We start from the raw sequence: 15,449 nt of genomic DNA, 5'->3' as shown, positions 1-15,449 counted from the left end.
CGAGCGTTACCCGGCAGCGAGGGTAATAGTTACGGAAACCGCCGTTGCTACGAGAACCGTTGACTCGGCGGTCTCCCCGTCGCCGTCGTCGAACCCGGTCGCAGCGGCGCGTTACTCGTCGCCGTCGAATCCGATCGTAGCGGCAGTCTCCTCGCCGTCGAATCCGGTCGCAGCGGCGCGCTACTCGTCGTCGCCGAAGTCCGCGACGTTCTCCTCGGGGAGCGCGATGAGGTTCTCCCGGCCGATACGGAGCTTCTGTATCTCGTCGTCGTCGTGCATCCCCGACAGGAGCTGGGAGACCTTCGCGTTCGACCACCCGGTCTCGGTGACGATGTTCGCTTGCTTCATCCGACCGCCGTTCCCCTCGAGCAGTCGGAGCACGCGCTCCTCGTCGGAGAGCAACGCCTCGTCGATCTCGTCCTCGGTGTCGTCGTCGGCGTCCTCGACTGCAGCACCAGCGGTGCCTGCCGCAGTCGCCCCACCGGTGGCGTCGCCAGCGTCGACCGCGCTCGACGCATCACCCCTGGACGCGTCCAGGCCGCTCGAATCGGGCTCCGGCGGCGTCGACGCCGCATCGGAGCCGGTGGTCGTCGTCGACCCGGAACCGGTCGTCCCGCTCCCGGCGGATGAATCACCCCCGTCGGACGCCTCCGGGACGCCCGCGGGCCCGTCGCCGTCGTCCTGCTGGGTCTGCCAGCGCGCGAAGAAGTAACTCCCCGCACCGACGAACATCAGGAGGAGCGCGAACCCGACGCCCAGCAGGAACGAATCGTCGGGCGTGACGGGCTCGCCCGTCGAGGTGTTCACCGACGGCGTCGTCGACGTCGTCGTCGCCACCGGTCGCTCGAGCACGACCGACAGGTACCCCGGTTCGAACTCGCGGTAACCGTCCCACACGAGCGCCCGCTGGTCGAGTCCCTTGTCCGGGGGCGTCCTGACGATGTTCAAGCCCTCGGGCGGCCGGATGACGAGTCGCTGACCGTCGTAGAGCCGCGGGAACCACGTCCCGTCGGGACTCCGGAACGCGTCCCCGACGAACAACGACTCGCCGTCCACGCGCCCGAAGTTCGTCCACGTGAACGAGTACGTCACGGTGCCCGTGCCGTTCTCGACGGTCGAGTCCGTCCAGTTCGCGTCACGGATCTGCATCTCGCGGTCCGTCGTCTCGCTCGCCGCGGCCGCGAACCGCGCGAACGTCTCCCGCCCCACGCCCAGGTCGCGATTCCCGGACCGCACGTCGTCCGCGTACCGCTCGAACGCCCGCGTCTCGTTGGTTCCGTTCACCAGGAACCGATGCGTGATGTGCCACCTCGCGTCGCCATCCGCCCGTAACTGCACCGTCACCACGAGCCCGGGGTCTGCGCGTTCGAACTCCGTCGACTCGGCGGCCGCCGTCGACCCGACCCCGTCGCTACGAGCCCCGTCAGCGGCGACCACAGCCCCTGACACGACCAACAGGAGGAGGATTCCGACCAACGCGGGGCGAAACCGCATATCCCGACCTTGCACCCCCCGAGGAAAAAACGCTTTCCATCCCGATAAAAGGTCAGCGGGCGTTATGAACGATATCGGGGCGTCTCGGGGGCGCTCTCAGGCGACTACGTAACGTCGACCGCTTTTTGTATCGGCACGCGTAACCATCCGGTAATGAGTCGCTCCGCCGCTCTCGCCGTCGCCGTCCTCCTTCTCACGGCCGGCGTCGCACCGGCCGTCGCGGTCGACGCGTCGCCGGCCCCGGCCCCGTCGCCCGCGACCGCGACGCAAGCCGCCGACGACGCACTCACCGCATCCACAGCCGAAGAAGACGCACTCACCGCGTCGACACCCGAAGAAGACGCGGCGTCGCCGGCGAACAACACGACGCAACGCCTCCCCATCACCGGCCCCGTCACGGAGAACTACTCGACGGTCGAACTCGACTTCGGTGCGTCGATGGCGCTGTCGAACGAGCGCGTCGCGAGCCAGTACCAGGTGTCGCTCGTGGAACTGCAACTCGAGCAAGTCCAGACCGAGCGCGCTCGCGGCGCCATCGTCGGCGAGTACCTCGACGCCACGGTCGAGGAGCTCACGGCCCTGAACGCCGCCGAGGAGCGCGCCGTCGCACGCTACCGGCAGGGGGAGATCTCCGCGGAGACGCTGCTCGTGAAGTTCGCGATGATCGACCGGCGGGCTCGAGCGATCGACGACAGCCTGGCGCGCATCGAGAACGCCGGCACGCCACTGACACGGTCGACGCGCGACCGCATCCGGAACGTCGACCTCGGCCTGGATAGCTTCAACACGCCGGCTCGACGGCACGTCGCGCTGGCCGCGACCGGCGAACTGAAGGGCGGCGTCAACCCGCTGCACGTCGCCGCGAGCGACCAGGGCGTCGCCGTCGAGATGCTCGACGGCGGCGAGTACCACCGGAACGCCATCCGGTTCGACAACCGGATGTCGGGTGGCGTCGACCAGTTCGAGGACTACGTCGACTTCCAGAATCGCGTGAACGAACTGTACCCGTGGGCGCGGTCGTCGTTCCAGGGCGGCATCAGCATCGACGTCTACCCGGGATGGAACCTGTACCGGGCGACCGGCCGACACCCCCAGGGGTCGCTGACGGTGTACGCTGACGGTGCCACGCGCGACGTCTACCGCGAGACCCAGGTGCTGCTCCTGGACCGTCTCCCGGAACTCGAGACGGTTCGCGCCATCCGCGAGAACGTCTCGGTGAGCGTCACGCCGACCGCGAGCGGTGGCCCGGTGCTCGTGAACGTCACGCGGCTCGCGGTCGGGAACGAGTCTGCGACGCCGCTCGACGCGGTCGTTCGCGTGAACGACCACACCGTCGGGCGAACGGGCGGGGACGGCACAATCTGGCTGCTCCCACCGTCTGAGGGCGACTACGAGGTCCGCGTCGTCCAGGACGGGACGTCGATCAACGTCACCGTCCCGAACTAACGCGAGGGTTCGCGGTCCCACGGACGAATACCGTCCTCACCGTTCCGTCGAGTCCGTCGCCGGTTCGCGGTCAGCGCTTCCGGTCGTCTTCGTCGTCGGTTCCGCCGGTGAGGTCCTCGATGTCGACGGTGTTCCCCATCGTCTCCGAGTCACCGAAGCCGGCGGAGAGGATGCGCGTGAGGGCGTCCTCGACCTTCTCGTCGGTCTCCGTGATGTCCGACGGGTCGACCTCGAGCACGAACCCGGTGGTGATGTTCGGTGCGGTCGGGAGGAAGAGGACTTCACGACCGTCTTCGGTCGTCTTCCCGGTCTTGAACGCGGTCATCCGCATGTCGTCCCACGTCGTTATCTTCACGGGCGTCTGGAGCGAGTCGGTGCCGCCGAGGGCGGTCTCGGCCGCCATCTTCGACGCGTTGTAGATGACGCGCAGGCCGGGGACGCGGTTCGCGAGGTCGTCGATGACGCCCTCGAAGAGGCCGCCGGCGGTCGTCCGCATCAGGTACCCGATGGCGAGCACGAGCACGAGGAACACCATGATGACCAACAGGACCTGGATGGGTTGCTGGACGGCTTCGGCCCTGGGCACGCCGAGCTCTTTGAGGAGTTCCACTGTGACGAACTCGTTCGGCGTTACCCCCGATACGATTCGGTAGAGGTACGCGATGACGTACGCGGAGACGAGGACGGGCACGACGACGATGAGGCCCGACGCGAAGTCGCGCTTCCAGGAGGACATGCCCGAGGAATGTAGGGGCGGGGTCTTGGGTGTGACGAGTCACGACGACGCCCGAGGGGGTTCGAGCCCTCGACGCACGGCGTCTGCGTTCAGATGCCGAGGACGGCGCGCGCCGCGAACAGCACGTTCTCCTTGCGTTCGCGGACGCGACGGTAGAAGTACTGGAGCCACTTCCCGCCGTAGGGCGCGTACTGCCAGACCTCGACGCCCTCCGCTGCGAGGTCGCGTTGTGCGTCCTCGCGCACGCCCATGAGCATCTGGACCTCGTAGCTGGTCCCGTACTCGTCGTGGAGTTCGCTCGCGTACTCGATCATCGCCGGGTCGTGACTCCCGACCGCGACGCCGTCCTCGAACTCCTCGAACATGAACTCGAGGAGGTCGCGGTACTGCTCGTTCACCTTCGACTTCTGCTTGTACGAGACGTCCTTGGGTTCGTCGTACGCACCCTTCACGAGCCGGACCTTCCCGGGGACGTCCGCGAGACGTTCGAGGTCCTCTGGCGTCCGCTTCAGGTTCGCCTGCACGCAGAGCCCGACGTCACCCTCGTACTTGCGGGCGAAGTCCTCGAACGCGTCGAGGGTCGCGTCCGTCGTGTGGCGGTCCTCCATGTCCACCCACACGAAGACGTCGTGCTCGTCGCCCGCTTCGACGACCCGTTCGAGGAGGTCGCGGAAGACGTCCTCGCCGACGTCGAGCCCGATCTGACTGGGTTTCACGGAGACGCACGCGTCGACGTCGCTCCGTCCGATGTCCGCGACGAGGTCGACGTACGCGTCCGCGTCCGCGGCAGCCGGTTCGCGCTCGTCGTAGTGCTCGCCGAGGAGGTTCAGGATGGCGTTGACGTCGTCGTCGTTCAGCGCTCGCGCGTGGTCGATGGCCGTCGCTGGCGTCTCACCGGCGACGAACCGCGACGCGATAGGGGGAATCATGCTCGAAACTGCGGGTGGGGAGTACAAATGACTTGATGGTCGGTGGCGGCCACCTTCGGCCATACGTGCCCGTGTGCCGGAGGAAGGCTTTCCCCGGTCGCCCTCGTCGAATCACGTGATGACAACGAGTCGCACGCACGTCGGCGTCGACGTCGGCGGCACGTTCACCGACGTCGTCCTGTTGACGCCGGGTGACGGCCTCGTCACCGCGAAGGTTCCGACGACGAGCGACCAGAGCGTCGGCGTCGTCGACGGCATCGAGAAGGCGTGCGGAGAAGCCGGAATCGACCCGAGTGACGTCGACGAGTTCACGCACGCGATGACGGTCTCGGTGAACGCACTCCTCGAGGAGGCGGGCGCGGCGACGGCGCTCGTCACGACCGAGGGGTTCCGTGACGTCCTCGAGATAGCACGCCAGGACCGCCCGGACCTCTACGACTTCGACGAGACGCGACCCGACCCGCTCGTCCCACGACGCCGGCGGTTCGAGGTCTCCGAGCGGACGACGACCGACGGCGTCGAGGACGCGGTTGCGGCCGAGGACGTCCGCGCTGTCGTCGACCGGATCCGGGACAGCGACGCGGAGAGCGTCGCCGTGTCGCTCCTGCACGCGTACCAGCACCCCGAGAACGAGCGTCGCGTCACCGAACTGCTCCGCAAGGAACTGGACGTCCCGGTGTCGGCGAGTCACGAGGTGCTCGCGGAATTCCGCGAGTACGAACGCACGTCGACGACCGTCGTCGACGCGTACGTCAAGCCCGTCATCGACGCGTACCTCGGACGGCTCGAAGAGCGCGCTGCAGACCTGGACGTGCCTGCACCGCGGATCATGCAGGCGAACGGCGGTATCGCCGCCGCCAGGACGGTCCGGGACCGTCCCGTGACCACGTCGATGTCCGGCCCGGCCGCGGGCGTCGTCGGCGCCGCGGCAACGGCGAGCGACGCGACCCGCGACCTCGCGGGCCTCGTCACGTTCGACATGGGCGGCACGAGCAGCGACGTGAGTCTCGTCCGCGACGGCGACGCGGAACGCACCACGGCCGCCGACATCAACGGCCGCCCCATCCGGGTGCCGATGGTGGACGTGAACACCGTCGGCGCCGGCGGCGGGTCGAAGGCCTGGGTGGACGACGGCGGCGCACTCCGCGTCGGCCCGGCGTCCGCGGGCGCCCAACCCGGGCCGGCGTGCTACGGCCGCGGCGGCACCGACCCGACGGTGACGGACGCGAACGTCGTCCTCGGCTACATCGGCGACTCGTCCGCGCTCGGCGGGGAACTCTCGCTCGACGAAGCCGCCGCCGAGGACGCACTCGCCGCGCTCGCCGACACCGCCGGTCTGGACGACACACTCGACGCCGCACGCGGCGTCTACCGCGTCGCGAACGCGAACATGACGCGCGCCATCCGCGCCGTCACCGTCGAACGCGGCCACGACCCCCGCGAGTTCGCGCTCGTCGCGTTCGGCGGCGCCGGCCCGATGCACGCCGCCGCGCTCGCCGACCGCCTCGACGTCGACACCGTCGTCGTCCCGCGCGCGTGCGGCGTCCTCTCCGCGTACGGCCTGCTCGCCGCCGACGAGAAGCACGACGCCGTCCGCACGCTCCGCGAACCGTTCGACTCGCTCGACCGCGGGCGCGTCGAAGCCGCGTACGACGACCTCGCCACCGACGTCCGCGCCGACGTCGCCGACGTCAACGACGACACCGCGAGCGCCGCCGGACCAGCGGCTGCAACCGTCGAACGCGCCGCGGACGTCCGGTACGCCGGCCAGAGCTTCGAGCTCACCGTCCCCGTCGACGACGAGTTCGACGCGAACGCGGTCGCCGAACGGTTCCATGCCGCGCACGAATCGACGTACGGCTACCGGATGGACGACCCGCTCGAACTCGTGAACGTCCGGACGACCGCCGTCGTCGACCGCGCCGACGTCAGCGTGCACTACGAAGCCAGCGGCGACCCGGTGAAAGGCCACCGGCAGGCGTTCTTCGACGGCACGTTCCACGAGACGACCGTGTACGACCGCGAAGCGCTCGACGTCGACGCGACCGTCGACGGGCCCGCCATCCTCGAACAGCACGAGAGCACGGTCGTCGTCCCACCAACCTGGACCGGGTCCGCCCACCCGGACGGGACGTTCGTCATGACGAACGGAGGTGAGGACGCATGAGCGACGACCCGACGAGCGAACTCGACGCGGTCACGCTCGAGATCCTCCGGAACCAGTTCGAGGGCGTCGCCGAGGAGATGGGGCAGGTCCTCGTCACGAGCGCGTACTCGCCGAACATCAAGGAACGCCGCGACTGTTCGACCGCGCTCTTCGACGCCGACGGCCGCCTCGTCGCGCAAGCCGAGCACATCCCCGTGCACCTCGGCGCGATGCCAGCGGCCGTCGACGCCGTCCTCGCGAAAGACCCCGACCCCGGCGACGTCTGGGTACTCAACGACCCGTTCCAGGGCGGCACGCACCTCCCCGACGTCACGATGGTTTCGCCGGTCACCGTCGAAGACGCCGAGGCCGCCAGCGAGATTATCGGGTACGCGGTCTCGCGCGCGCACCACGCCGACGTCGGCGGGTCGACGCCCGGAAGCATGCCCGCTGGGGCACGCGAGATCTACCAGGAGGGCCTCCGGCTGCCTCCCGTGCGACTCGCGATCGACGGTGACGTGAACGACGACGTCATGGACGTCCTCCTCGCGAACGTCCGGAACGCCGGCGAACGCAAGGCCGACGTGCGCGCACAACTTGCGGCGAACGACCGCGCCGAGGAGCGCGTCCGCGACCTCATCGCCGAGCACGGCCGCGACCGCATCGAGACCGCGTTCGACGCCGTCATGGACTACTCCCGGGACCGCGTCACCGCCGAACTCGACGCACTCCCGGACGGCGAGTATCACGCACGAGACGTCCTCGAGGGGGACGGTCAGACCGACGAGGACGTCCCCATCGAAGCGACCGTCACCGTCGACGGCGCCGACGTCACCGTCGACTTCGCGGGGACCGCCGACCAGGTCGACGGGAACGTGAACGCGCCGCTCGCGGTCGCGACCAGCGCCGTGTACTTCGTCGTCCGCTGCGTCACCGACCCCGACATCCCCCCGAACCAGGGATGCTACGACCCGATCCACGTCGAGGCACCCGAGGGCTCGCTCCTGAACCCGGACGCGCCGGCGGCCGTCGTCGGCGGGAACGTCGAGACGAGTCAGCGCGTCACCGACGTCGTCCTCGCCGCGTTCGCCGACGCTGCCCCCGACCGCGTCCCCGCACAGGGCCAGGGGACGATGAACAACCTCGTCGTCGGCAGCCGGGACGTCGACGGCTTCAGTTACTACGAGACCATCGGCGGTGGCGCTGGCGGTCGCCCGAGTGGCGACGGCACGGACGGCGTGCACGTCGGGATGACGAACACCCTCAATACGCCCATCGAGGCGCTCGAAGCGGAGTACCCGCTGCGCGTCGAACGGTACGGGCTCCGCGAGGGCAGTGGCGGGGACGGCGAACACCGCGGCGGCCTCGGCATCGTACGGTCCGTGACCGTCGAGGCGGACACGACCGTGTCGCTCCTCACCGAACGACGCCGACACGCACCGAAGGGGGTCGCCGGCGGCGACCCCGGCGCACCCGGCGAGAACCGTATCGACGACGAGACGGTCCCCGCGAAGACGACGCGCGACGTCGACGCCGGGACGACCGTCACCGTCCGCACGCCAGGCGGCGGCGGTCACGGCGAGCCCAGCGACCGCGACGACGAGGCGCGCGAACGCGACCGCGCCGACGAGAAGGTGTGATCGTGCCGGCAGACCGAACGAAGGTCGGCGTGGTCGTCCCGTCGTCGCACACGACCGTCGAACGCGAGTTCGAGCCGCCGGTCGTCTCCAGTGACGCGGCGATGCTCTGGGACGCGCTCGGCGCCGCCGACGCAGTCGGTGCGGCGGCGACGGCCGTCCCTGGTCGTCTCGGCGAAATCACAGGTCGTTAAGAACCCGGCCCGAATCTGGCCGAGTATGAACCTGGTTGCGACGGTCGTCGTGGCGTTCTGGGCGATGCTGCCGGCGTACGTCCCGAACAACGCGGCCGTCCTCTTCGGTGGCGGTGCGCCGATCGACGGCGGGCGGACGTGGGGTGGACGTCGCGTGCTCGGCGACGGGAAGACGTGGCGCGGCACGGCCGGTGGGACGGCGACGGGCGTGGTGGTGGCGTTCGCGCTGTCCGCCGTCGCGCCGACGGTCGGCGAGCTGGTCGGGGTCGAACTCCCGGCGTTCCCGCTCGCGGCGGCGGTCGCGCTCGCGTTCGGTGCGATGCTCGGCGACGTCCTCGCCTCCTTCCTGAAGCGTCGGACGGGCCGCGAGCGCGGTGCGGCGTTCCCGCTCGTCGACCAACTCGACTTCGTCGTGGTGGCGCTTGCGCTCGCGGCGCTCGTCGCGCCCGAGTGGTTCGGGGCGTGGTTCACGCTCCCGGTGCTCGCCGTCGTCGTCGTCCTGACGCCGCTCCTGCACGTCGGGACGAACGCCGTCGCGTACCAGCTCGGGCTGAAGGACGAACCCTGGTAACGAGGTCGGGCGACGCTGACCGCGTCGCTACTGGTGACGGCTGTGGTGTCCGTGGGGCTGACAGGCGACCGGCTTCGTGCCTCGTGCGGGTGGTCGCGCTCCCGTCTCGGCCGCGACGAGGCCGTGATCACGTCACGTCGGTCGTCGCCGCGGGCTCGTACTTGAACCGTCGGTCGCATCGGACTCGACAGTCGGGGACGCGCGGATTCCAGTTCGCTTATGCCGGTTCGTGGCGGGAGTTCTCGCAATGACGAACGACGACCTCATCGACGCGCTCGTGGCGGCTGACGCGGTGAAGTTCGGCGAGTTCGAGCTCTCGCACGGTGGGACGAGCGAGTACTACGTCGACAAGTACCTGTTCGAGACGAACCCGGAGCCGCTCGCGCTCATCGGCGAGGCGTTCGCCGAGCGCCTCGACGGCGAGAAACCCGCGGGCGTTGCGCTCGGTGGCGTCCCGCTCGTGGTGGCGACCGCGCTCGAGGCGGAGGTGCCGTACGTCATCGCGCGGAAGAAACAGAAGGAGTACGGGACCGCGAACCTCGTCGAGGGCCGGCTCGACGAGGGCGAGGAGGTCGTCGTCGTCGAGGACATCGCGACGACCGGGCAGTCGGCCGTCGACGCCGTGGAGGCGCTCCGGGACGCTGGCGCCGAGGTGAATCGCGCGCTCGTCGTCGTCGACCGTCAGGAGGGCGGCACCGAGAACCTCGCCGACGTCGGCGTCGAACTGGAAGCGCTCGTCACCGCCGACGAGCTGCTCGCACGCGTCGACGACTGACCGGCGATCCCTCCCGCGTCTCCCGACTCTCGGGCCCGAACGGACCGTGTGAACGCTTCGAGAAGCATCGCAACCCTTTTGCTGGCACCGCGGATACGTTGAGGCACGATGGTAGGTGTCTGCTTTACAGGCCGGGCTTTCGCCCGCTAACTCCCCCACCCTACCGTTCTCCGCGTTCGCAGACATCGACCAGCTCGTGGATTCCCAGTCACAACAATGTCACAATCAGAATCAGAGTCACAGATAACGGTCGTCCTCCCGGACGGCACGGAGCTCGCGGTCGACGCGGACGCGTCCGTCGAGGACGTCGCGTACGAGATCGGGCCGGGTCTCGGCCGAGACACGGTCGCGGGCAAGGTCGACGGCGACCTCGTCGCGAAGGAAGCGCCCGTGCACGACGGTGCGGGGATCGAGATCGTCACGGACGGGAGCGACGAGTACCGACGGGTGCTCCGACACTCGGCGGCGCACGTCCTCGCACAGGCCGTGCTCCGCGAGTATCCCGACGCGAAGCTCGCTATCGGGCCGCCGACCGAGGAGGGCTTCTACTACGACTTCGACGGCATCGACATCGACGAGGGCGACCTGGCCGGTATCGTCGAGGAGATGGAGGCGATCGTCGAGTCGGACTACGAGATAGAGCGCGAGGTCGTGAGCGTCGCCGAGGCCGAGGAGCGTCTCGCTGACCAACCGTACAAGCTGGAACTCCTCGAGGACCTCGCCGAGAACGACGAGACGGTGACGTTCTACTCGCAGGGTGAGTTCGAGGACCTCTGTGCGGGTCCCCACGTCGCGTCGACGGGCGAGGTCGAGGCGTTCGACCTCCGCGAGATCGCCGCAGCGTACTGGCGTGGCGACGAGGAAAACGAGATGCTGACGCGCGTGTACGGGACGGCGTTCGAGAAGGAGAGCAAGCTCGAGGCGTTCCTGGAGCGCAAAGCGGAGGCGGAGCGTCGCGACCACCGGAAGATCGGCCGCGAGATGAACCTGTTCTCCATCCAGGAGGTCACGGGCCCCGGCCTGCCGTTGTATCATCCGCCGGGGAAGACGGTGCTTCGCGAGCTGTCGGCGTTCATCGAGGACCTGAACCTCGACGCTGGCTACGAGTACGTCGAGACGCCGCACGTGTTCAAGACGGACCTCTGGAAGCAGTCCGGGCACTACGACAACTACGAGGACGACATGTTCCTCTTCCACGTCGGCGACGACGAGTACGGCCTGAAGCCGATGAACTGCCCGGGCCACGCCGCCATCTTCCAGGACCACTCGTGGAGTTACCGCGAGCTCCCCGTCCGCTATGCGGAGGACGGGAAGGTCTATCGGAAGGAGCAGCGCGGCGAGCTCTCCGGGCTGTCCCGGGTGTGGTCGTTCACGATCGACGACGGCCACCTGTTCGTGCGCCCGGACCAGATCGAGCAGGAGGTCGAGCAAATCATGGACGCCATCGACGTGGTCCTGGAGACGTTCGAACTGGACTACGAGGTCGCGCTCGCGACGCGTCCGGACAAGTCGATGGGAAGCGACGAGATCTGGGAGCGCGCGGAGTCCATCCTCGAGCGCGTGCTCAGCGAGCACGAGGACGAGTACGTCATCGAGGAGGGCGACGGTGCGTTCTACGGCCCGAAGATCGACTTCGCGTTCGAGGACGCGCTGGGGCGGAAGTGGGACGGGCCGACGGTCCAACTGGACTTCAACATGCCCGAGCGCTTCGACCTCTCCTACGTGGGCGAGGACAACGAGGAGCATCGGCCGGTCGTCATCCATCGCGGTATCTACGGGAGCTACGAGCGGTTCTTCATGGTGCTCATCGAGCACTTCGAGGGGAAGTTCCCGTTCTGGCTTGCGCCCGAGCAGGTGCGCGTCCTCCCCATCAGCGACGACAACCTCGATTACGCGTACGAGGTCGCGGAGCAGTTCGACGAGTTCCGCGTGGAGGTGTCGACGCGGGACGCGACCCTGGAGCGGAAGATCCGGCAGGCACACGACGACCGCGTGCCGTACCAGATTATCGTCGGCGACGACGAGGAGGAAGACGGCAACATCTCGGTGCGCGACCGGAAGGAGCGCCAAGAGTACGACGTGGAGCGCGACGCGTTCCTCGCGCACCTCCAGGCCGAGAACGCCGAGAAGCGCCTGGACCCGGACTTCCTCGCGGACTGAGTTCGCTTCAGCTTCGGACTTCCTCGCGGACTGAGTTCGCTTCAGCTTCGGACTTCCTCGCGGACTGAGTTCGCCTCGACTCCTCCGGATCCTTTCTCGTGGTTCTTCGCCGTCGACGAGCGCTCGCCCTGTGCGTGCCGGGACCTGGAGCCGGGAGGCCGGACGTGGGGTGGTGGTTCGAGACCGGGGTCGGGGTGCGTGGAGTTGAAGGCTTTTCGTGTGGGGCGAGCGTAGCGGCGGGTGATGGAGCGACGTGGGGTGGTGGTCGGTGCGCTGGCGGTGGCGTCGGTGGCGCTCGCTGCGGGTGCGGCGTCGCCGTCGACAGCACCTGCTGGAGGCGGTGGTGTGGCGTTCGGTGCGGGGTCGGATGGTGGTGGTGGGATGGCGCTCGGTGGCGTGCTCTGGCTGGTGGTGCTCGTGGCGCTGGTCGCGGGCGGCGGGTGGTTGCTCGTGGCGCACTTGCGGTCGGCCGGTGGGGGTGGTCGGCGGTTGCGGCGGCGGTTCGTCGCGCTCGTGCTCGCGGTGGCGGTCGTGGTGGCGGGCGTCCTGCTCGTGGCGGTGCGCGTGTTCGAGGACGGCGAGGGGCCGGGTGGCCCGGACGGTGTCGGTGGCCCGCTCGTGCAGGGGTCGCCCGAGAGCGTGACGCCGACCGGTGGGCCGGGGCCAGGCGTGGTTCTGGCGGTGCTCGTGGTGCTCGCGCTCCTCGTCGGTGGCTGGCTCGCTGTGCGACGGCTGCGTGGCGGCGACGGTGGCGAGCGCGAGGCCGACGAGGCGGCGGCGTCGGACGTGGACGAACCCGACGACGCCGGGACGGACGTCTTCGACGGGACGGCGCTGGGGTCGGCGGCCGGGCGGGCGGCGGTGCACCTCGACGACGCGGAGTCGCCGCCGGCGAACGACGTGGTGCGTGCGTGGCGGGAGCTCGCGGCGGTGCTCCCGGTCGCTCGCCCCGAGACGTCGACGCCCCGCGAGTTCGCGAGCGCGGCGACGGCCGCGGGCGTCGACCCGGACGCGGTCGCGGAGCTCACTTCGCTGTTCGAGGCGGTCCGGTACGGTGACCGCGACCCGAGCGGGGAGCGCGCCGAGCGCGCGGTCGCGGCGCTCGAACGCGTCGAGGCCGAGTACGGCGCGAGCGACTCCGGCGAGGAGGCCGAGGCCGAGGTCGTCGATGCCCGGCGCGAGGAGGTCGACGAGCGGGGTGGGTCGCGGTGAGGCGGTGGCTGGTCGCGGTCGGCGTCGGCGCGTTCGCGGTGGCGGCCGCGGTCGCGGTGACCGTCGGCGAGTCGACCGCCGGGCGCGTGCTCGCGCCGGTCGCGGCGGCGGTGGCGGTGGTGGCGGCGGCGTGGGTCGCGTACGCCGGCGGCGGCGACCGACTCGGGCCGCTGCCGGCGGTGGAGTCGCCGGTCGCGAGCGACCCGCCGGGGGCGCGGTTGAACGTCGCGCTCGGGTCGCTGGTCGGTCGCGCGCACGTCGAACTGACGCCGCGGGGCGTGCGGGACGCGCTCCGGCGAGCGGCGACGGCGGTCGTCTCCGTCCGCGATGGCGTTCCGGGGACGGTGGCGCGCGAGCGCGTCGACGACGGCTCGTGGACCGAGGACGGCGTCGCCGCACGATACCTCGCGAGCGACTGGTCGCTCCCCGAGGCGTCGCTCGCGGCGCGCGTGCGGGACGCGCTCGGTGTCGGCGACGATCGGCCCGTGGTGGTCGCGGCGCGGCACGCGGCGGACGCGGTGGCGGCGCGCGCCGGCATCCGCGGCGACGAGGACGCGCCGGCGTCGTCGTGGTTCCCGCCCGCGGCCGGCCTCGCCGCGGTCCCGCACACGGTCTCGCTGCCCGCGAGCGCCGCGGACGGCGCCGAGGATGCCTCCGCAGTCGAGGACTCGCGGTCGGTGCGCCGGGAGCGCGCTCGAACCGGCCGGTACCGTGGCGCCGGGGCGTTCGCGCTGGTCGCGCTCGGCGTCGGGACGTTCGCCGGGTCGCCGGCGACCGCGTTCGCTGGCGCCGTCGCCGCCGCGTACGCCGCCTGGGGCGCCGCCGCGACCGTCCCGAGCGTCGACCTCGCGGTGTCGCGGTCGCTCTCGACGACCGACCCCGACCCCGGCGAGCGCGTGCGCGTCGCGGTGACCGTTGAGAACGTCGGCGACGACGCGCTCCACGAGTGCCGGATCGTGGACGGCGTGCCGGCGGCGCTCTCGGTCGTCGACGGGTCCGCACGCGCGCACTGCTCGCTCGCCCCCGGCGACGCCACCTCGTTCGAGTACGTCGTCGAGGCACGCCGAGGCGTGCACACCTACGAGGGCGTGCTCGCAGTCGTCACCGACCGCGCCGGCGCTATCGAGGAGCGCCACGTCGCGTACGCGCCCGACGAACTCGCGTGCGTCCCGGCGCTCGGCGACGCGACCCGGAACGTGCCGCTGCGCGAGCACGCGACGCGGTACGCGGGGAACGTCGACACCGACGAGGGCGGGTCGGGCCTGGAGTTCTTCGGGACGCGCGAGTACCGCCGCGGCGACCCACTGTCCAGGGTCGACTGGAACCGGTTCGCGCGCACCGGCGCGCTCTCGACCGTCGAGTTCCGCGAGGAGCGCGCCGCGTCCGTGACCCTCGTCGTCGACGGCCGCGCCGCCGGATACGTCGCCCCGGACCCAGGTGGGTCCCACGCGCTCGACCGCGCCGTCGACGCCGCGGGGGCGCTGTACGACGCGCTCGTCGCGAGCGGGAACCGCGTCGGCGTCGCCGCGGTGTCGACGAGCGAGTGCTGGCTCGCGCCGGGGTCGGGACGCGGGCATCGCGAGCGCGCCCGCGACCTCCTCGCGACGAACCCCGCGCTGTCGCCGGTACCCGCCGACCGGAACCTCCGCGTCACGCAGTCCGTCGACCGCCTGCGGCGTCGCATCCCGAACGGCTCGCAGGTGTTCTTCCTGACGCCGCTCTGCGACGACCGCGCCGCGACCATCGCCCGCCGGTTCGAGGCCGGCGGGCGCGCGGTCACCGTCCTGAGTCCGGACCCGACGCTCGCGCGGACGCCCAGTCATCGCCTCGCGCGCGTCGGCCGCCGCCTCCGCGTCACGGGCCTCCGCGGGTCGGGCGTCCGCGTCGTCGACTGGGCGTGGGACGAACCGCTCGGCGTCGCGCTCTCGCGGACGACCGTCCGAGGTGACGGCCGATGACCGACGACGAGGCGGCCGTAGCGGGCGAACGAACGGTCGCGCCTCCGAGGGAGTCGGGGGGCCTCGCGGGGACGAACCCGGGGTTCGTGGCGGCGGCGCTGGCTGCGGTCGTCGCGTTCGCGGCGACCGCGCCGGCGTCGTGGCTCGCGACGGCGGCAGCGGGCGGCGGGGCGCTCGCGCTCGTCACTGGC

Annotated in this window: 13 protein-coding genes; 10 read left to right on the top strand and 3 right to left on the bottom strand. The window is 70.6% G+C overall.

Annotation, left to right across the window (positions count from 1 at the left end; genetic code table 11):
• Positions 1 to 180: 180 nt before the first annotated feature.
• Entirely contained in the window at positions 181 to 1,494 is a 1,314-nt protein-coding gene (locus LI336_RS19865) for a helix-turn-helix transcriptional regulator (RefSeq protein WP_227134920.1), read from the bottom strand.
• Between the two features lie 153 nt (positions 1,495 to 1,647).
• On the opposite strand from LI336_RS19865, the gene LI336_RS19860 reads away from it, so the two are divergent.
• On the top strand, positions 1,648 to 2,940 hold the full coding sequence (locus LI336_RS19860; protein WP_227134919.1) for a DUF7094 domain-containing protein: 1,293 nt from the start codon (positions 1,648 to 1,650) through the stop codon (positions 2,938 to 2,940).
• Between the two features lie 70 nt (positions 2,941 to 3,010).
• On the opposite strand, the gene LI336_RS19855 is transcribed toward LI336_RS19860, so the two are convergent.
• Positions 3,011 to 3,676: a DUF502 domain-containing protein gene (locus LI336_RS19855; RefSeq protein ID WP_227134918.1), complete on the bottom strand. Its 666-nt coding sequence runs from the start codon at positions 3,674 to 3,676 to the stop codon at positions 3,011 to 3,013.
• An 89-nt stretch (positions 3,677 to 3,765) separates the two neighbouring features.
• Positions 3,766 to 4,605, bottom strand: a complete 840-nt coding sequence (locus LI336_RS19850) for a proline dehydrogenase family protein (protein WP_227134917.1) — start codon at positions 4,603 to 4,605, stop codon at positions 3,766 to 3,768.
• Between the two features lie 118 nt (positions 4,606 to 4,723).
• Between LI336_RS19850 and LI336_RS19845 the strand changes: the two genes are divergently transcribed.
• The 9 genes from LI336_RS19845 to LI336_RS19805 all read left to right on the top strand — a co-directional run.
• Complete coding sequence (locus LI336_RS19845; protein ID WP_227134916.1) at positions 4,724 to 6,772, top strand: hydantoinase/oxoprolinase family protein; 2,049 nt, start codon at positions 4,724 to 4,726, stop codon at positions 6,770 to 6,772.
• Complete coding sequence (locus LI336_RS19840) at positions 6,769 to 8,391, top strand: hydantoinase B/oxoprolinase family protein (RefSeq protein WP_227134915.1); 1,623 nt, start codon at positions 6,769 to 6,771, stop codon at positions 8,389 to 8,391. The genes LI336_RS19845 and LI336_RS19840 overlap by 4 nt, the downstream gene beginning before the upstream one ends.
• A gap of 2 nt (positions 8,392 to 8,393) precedes the next feature.
• A complete protein-coding gene (locus tag LI336_RS19835) occupies positions 8,394 to 8,582 on the top strand; it encodes a hypothetical protein (protein WP_227134914.1) in 189 nt (62 codons plus the stop codon).
• A 25-nt stretch (positions 8,583 to 8,607) separates the two neighbouring features.
• The gene (locus LI336_RS19830; RefSeq protein WP_227134913.1) at positions 8,608 to 9,153 is read left to right on the top strand and encodes a CDP-2,3-bis-(O-geranylgeranyl)-sn-glycerol synthase; all 546 of its coding nucleotides are present in this window, start codon (positions 8,608 to 8,610) and stop codon (positions 9,151 to 9,153) included.
• 247 nt (positions 9,154 to 9,400) lie between these two features.
• Positions 9,401 to 9,928 carry an orotate phosphoribosyltransferase gene (gene pyrE / locus LI336_RS19825; RefSeq protein WP_227134912.1) on the top strand — a complete coding sequence of 176 codons (528 nt, stop codon included), beginning with the start codon at positions 9,401 to 9,403 and terminating at the stop codon, positions 9,926 to 9,928.
• Positions 9,929 to 10,144: 216 nt separating this feature from the next.
• Positions 10,145 to 12,088 carry a threonine--tRNA ligase gene (thrS, locus tag LI336_RS19820; protein WP_227134911.1) on the top strand — a complete coding sequence of 648 codons (1,944 nt, stop codon included), beginning with the start codon at positions 10,145 to 10,147 and terminating at the stop codon, positions 12,086 to 12,088.
• 243 nt (positions 12,089 to 12,331) lie between these two features.
• Positions 12,332 to 13,300: a DUF4129 domain-containing protein gene (locus LI336_RS19815; protein ID WP_227134910.1), complete on the top strand. Its 969-nt coding sequence runs from the start codon at positions 12,332 to 12,334 to the stop codon at positions 13,298 to 13,300.
• Positions 13,297 to 15,258: a DUF58 domain-containing protein gene (locus tag LI336_RS19810; protein ID WP_227134909.1), complete on the top strand. Its 1,962-nt coding sequence runs from the start codon at positions 13,297 to 13,299 to the stop codon at positions 15,256 to 15,258. Before LI336_RS19815 ends, LI336_RS19810 begins: the two co-directional genes overlap by 4 nt.
• Positions 15,255 to 15,449, top strand: a 195-nt coding sequence (locus LI336_RS19805; protein WP_227134908.1) for a hypothetical protein, incomplete at its 3' end; no start/stop codon positions are given. The genes LI336_RS19810 and LI336_RS19805, both read left to right, overlap by 4 nt.

The organism is Halorubellus salinus, assembly GCF_020567525.1.
GTDB classification, from domain to species: domain Archaea; phylum Halobacteriota; class Halobacteria; order Halobacteriales; family Natrialbaceae; genus Halorubellus; species Halorubellus salinus.
The sequence above is the reverse complement of the archived record's forward strand: the minus strand, read 5'-3'. Positions and strand labels throughout refer to the sequence as shown.

Bases quoted from the DNA above. Each gene is read 5' to 3' on its own strand.
- LI336_RS19865 (WP_227134920.1), bottom strand. From the start codon at position 1,494: ATGCGGTTTCGCCCCGCGTTGGTCGGAATCCTCCTCCTGTTGGTCGTG.
- LI336_RS19860 (WP_227134919.1), top strand. From the start codon at position 1,648: ATGAGTCGCTCCGCCGCTCTCGCCGTCGCCGTCCTCCTTCTCACGGCC.
- LI336_RS19855 (WP_227134918.1), bottom strand. From the start codon at position 3,676: ATGTCCTCCTGGAAGCGCGACTTCGCGTCGGGCCTCATCGTCGTCGTG.
- LI336_RS19850 (WP_227134917.1), bottom strand. From the start codon at position 4,605: ATGATTCCCCCTATCGCGTCGCGGTTCGTCGCCGGTGAGACGCCAGCG.
- LI336_RS19845 (WP_227134916.1), top strand. From the start codon at position 4,724: ATGACAACGAGTCGCACGCACGTCGGCGTCGACGTCGGCGGCACGTTC.
- LI336_RS19840 (WP_227134915.1), top strand. From the start codon at position 6,769: ATGAGCGACGACCCGACGAGCGAACTCGACGCGGTCACGCTCGAGATC.
- LI336_RS19830 (WP_227134913.1), top strand. From the start codon at position 8,608: ATGAACCTGGTTGCGACGGTCGTCGTGGCGTTCTGGGCGATGCTGCCG.
- pyrE (WP_227134912.1), top strand. From the start codon at position 9,401: ATGACGAACGACGACCTCATCGACGCGCTCGTGGCGGCTGACGCGGTG.
- thrS (WP_227134911.1), top strand. From the start codon at position 10,145: ATGTCACAATCAGAATCAGAGTCACAGATAACGGTCGTCCTCCCGGAC.
- LI336_RS19815 (WP_227134910.1), top strand. From the start codon at position 12,332: ATGGAGCGACGTGGGGTGGTGGTCGGTGCGCTGGCGGTGGCGTCGGTG.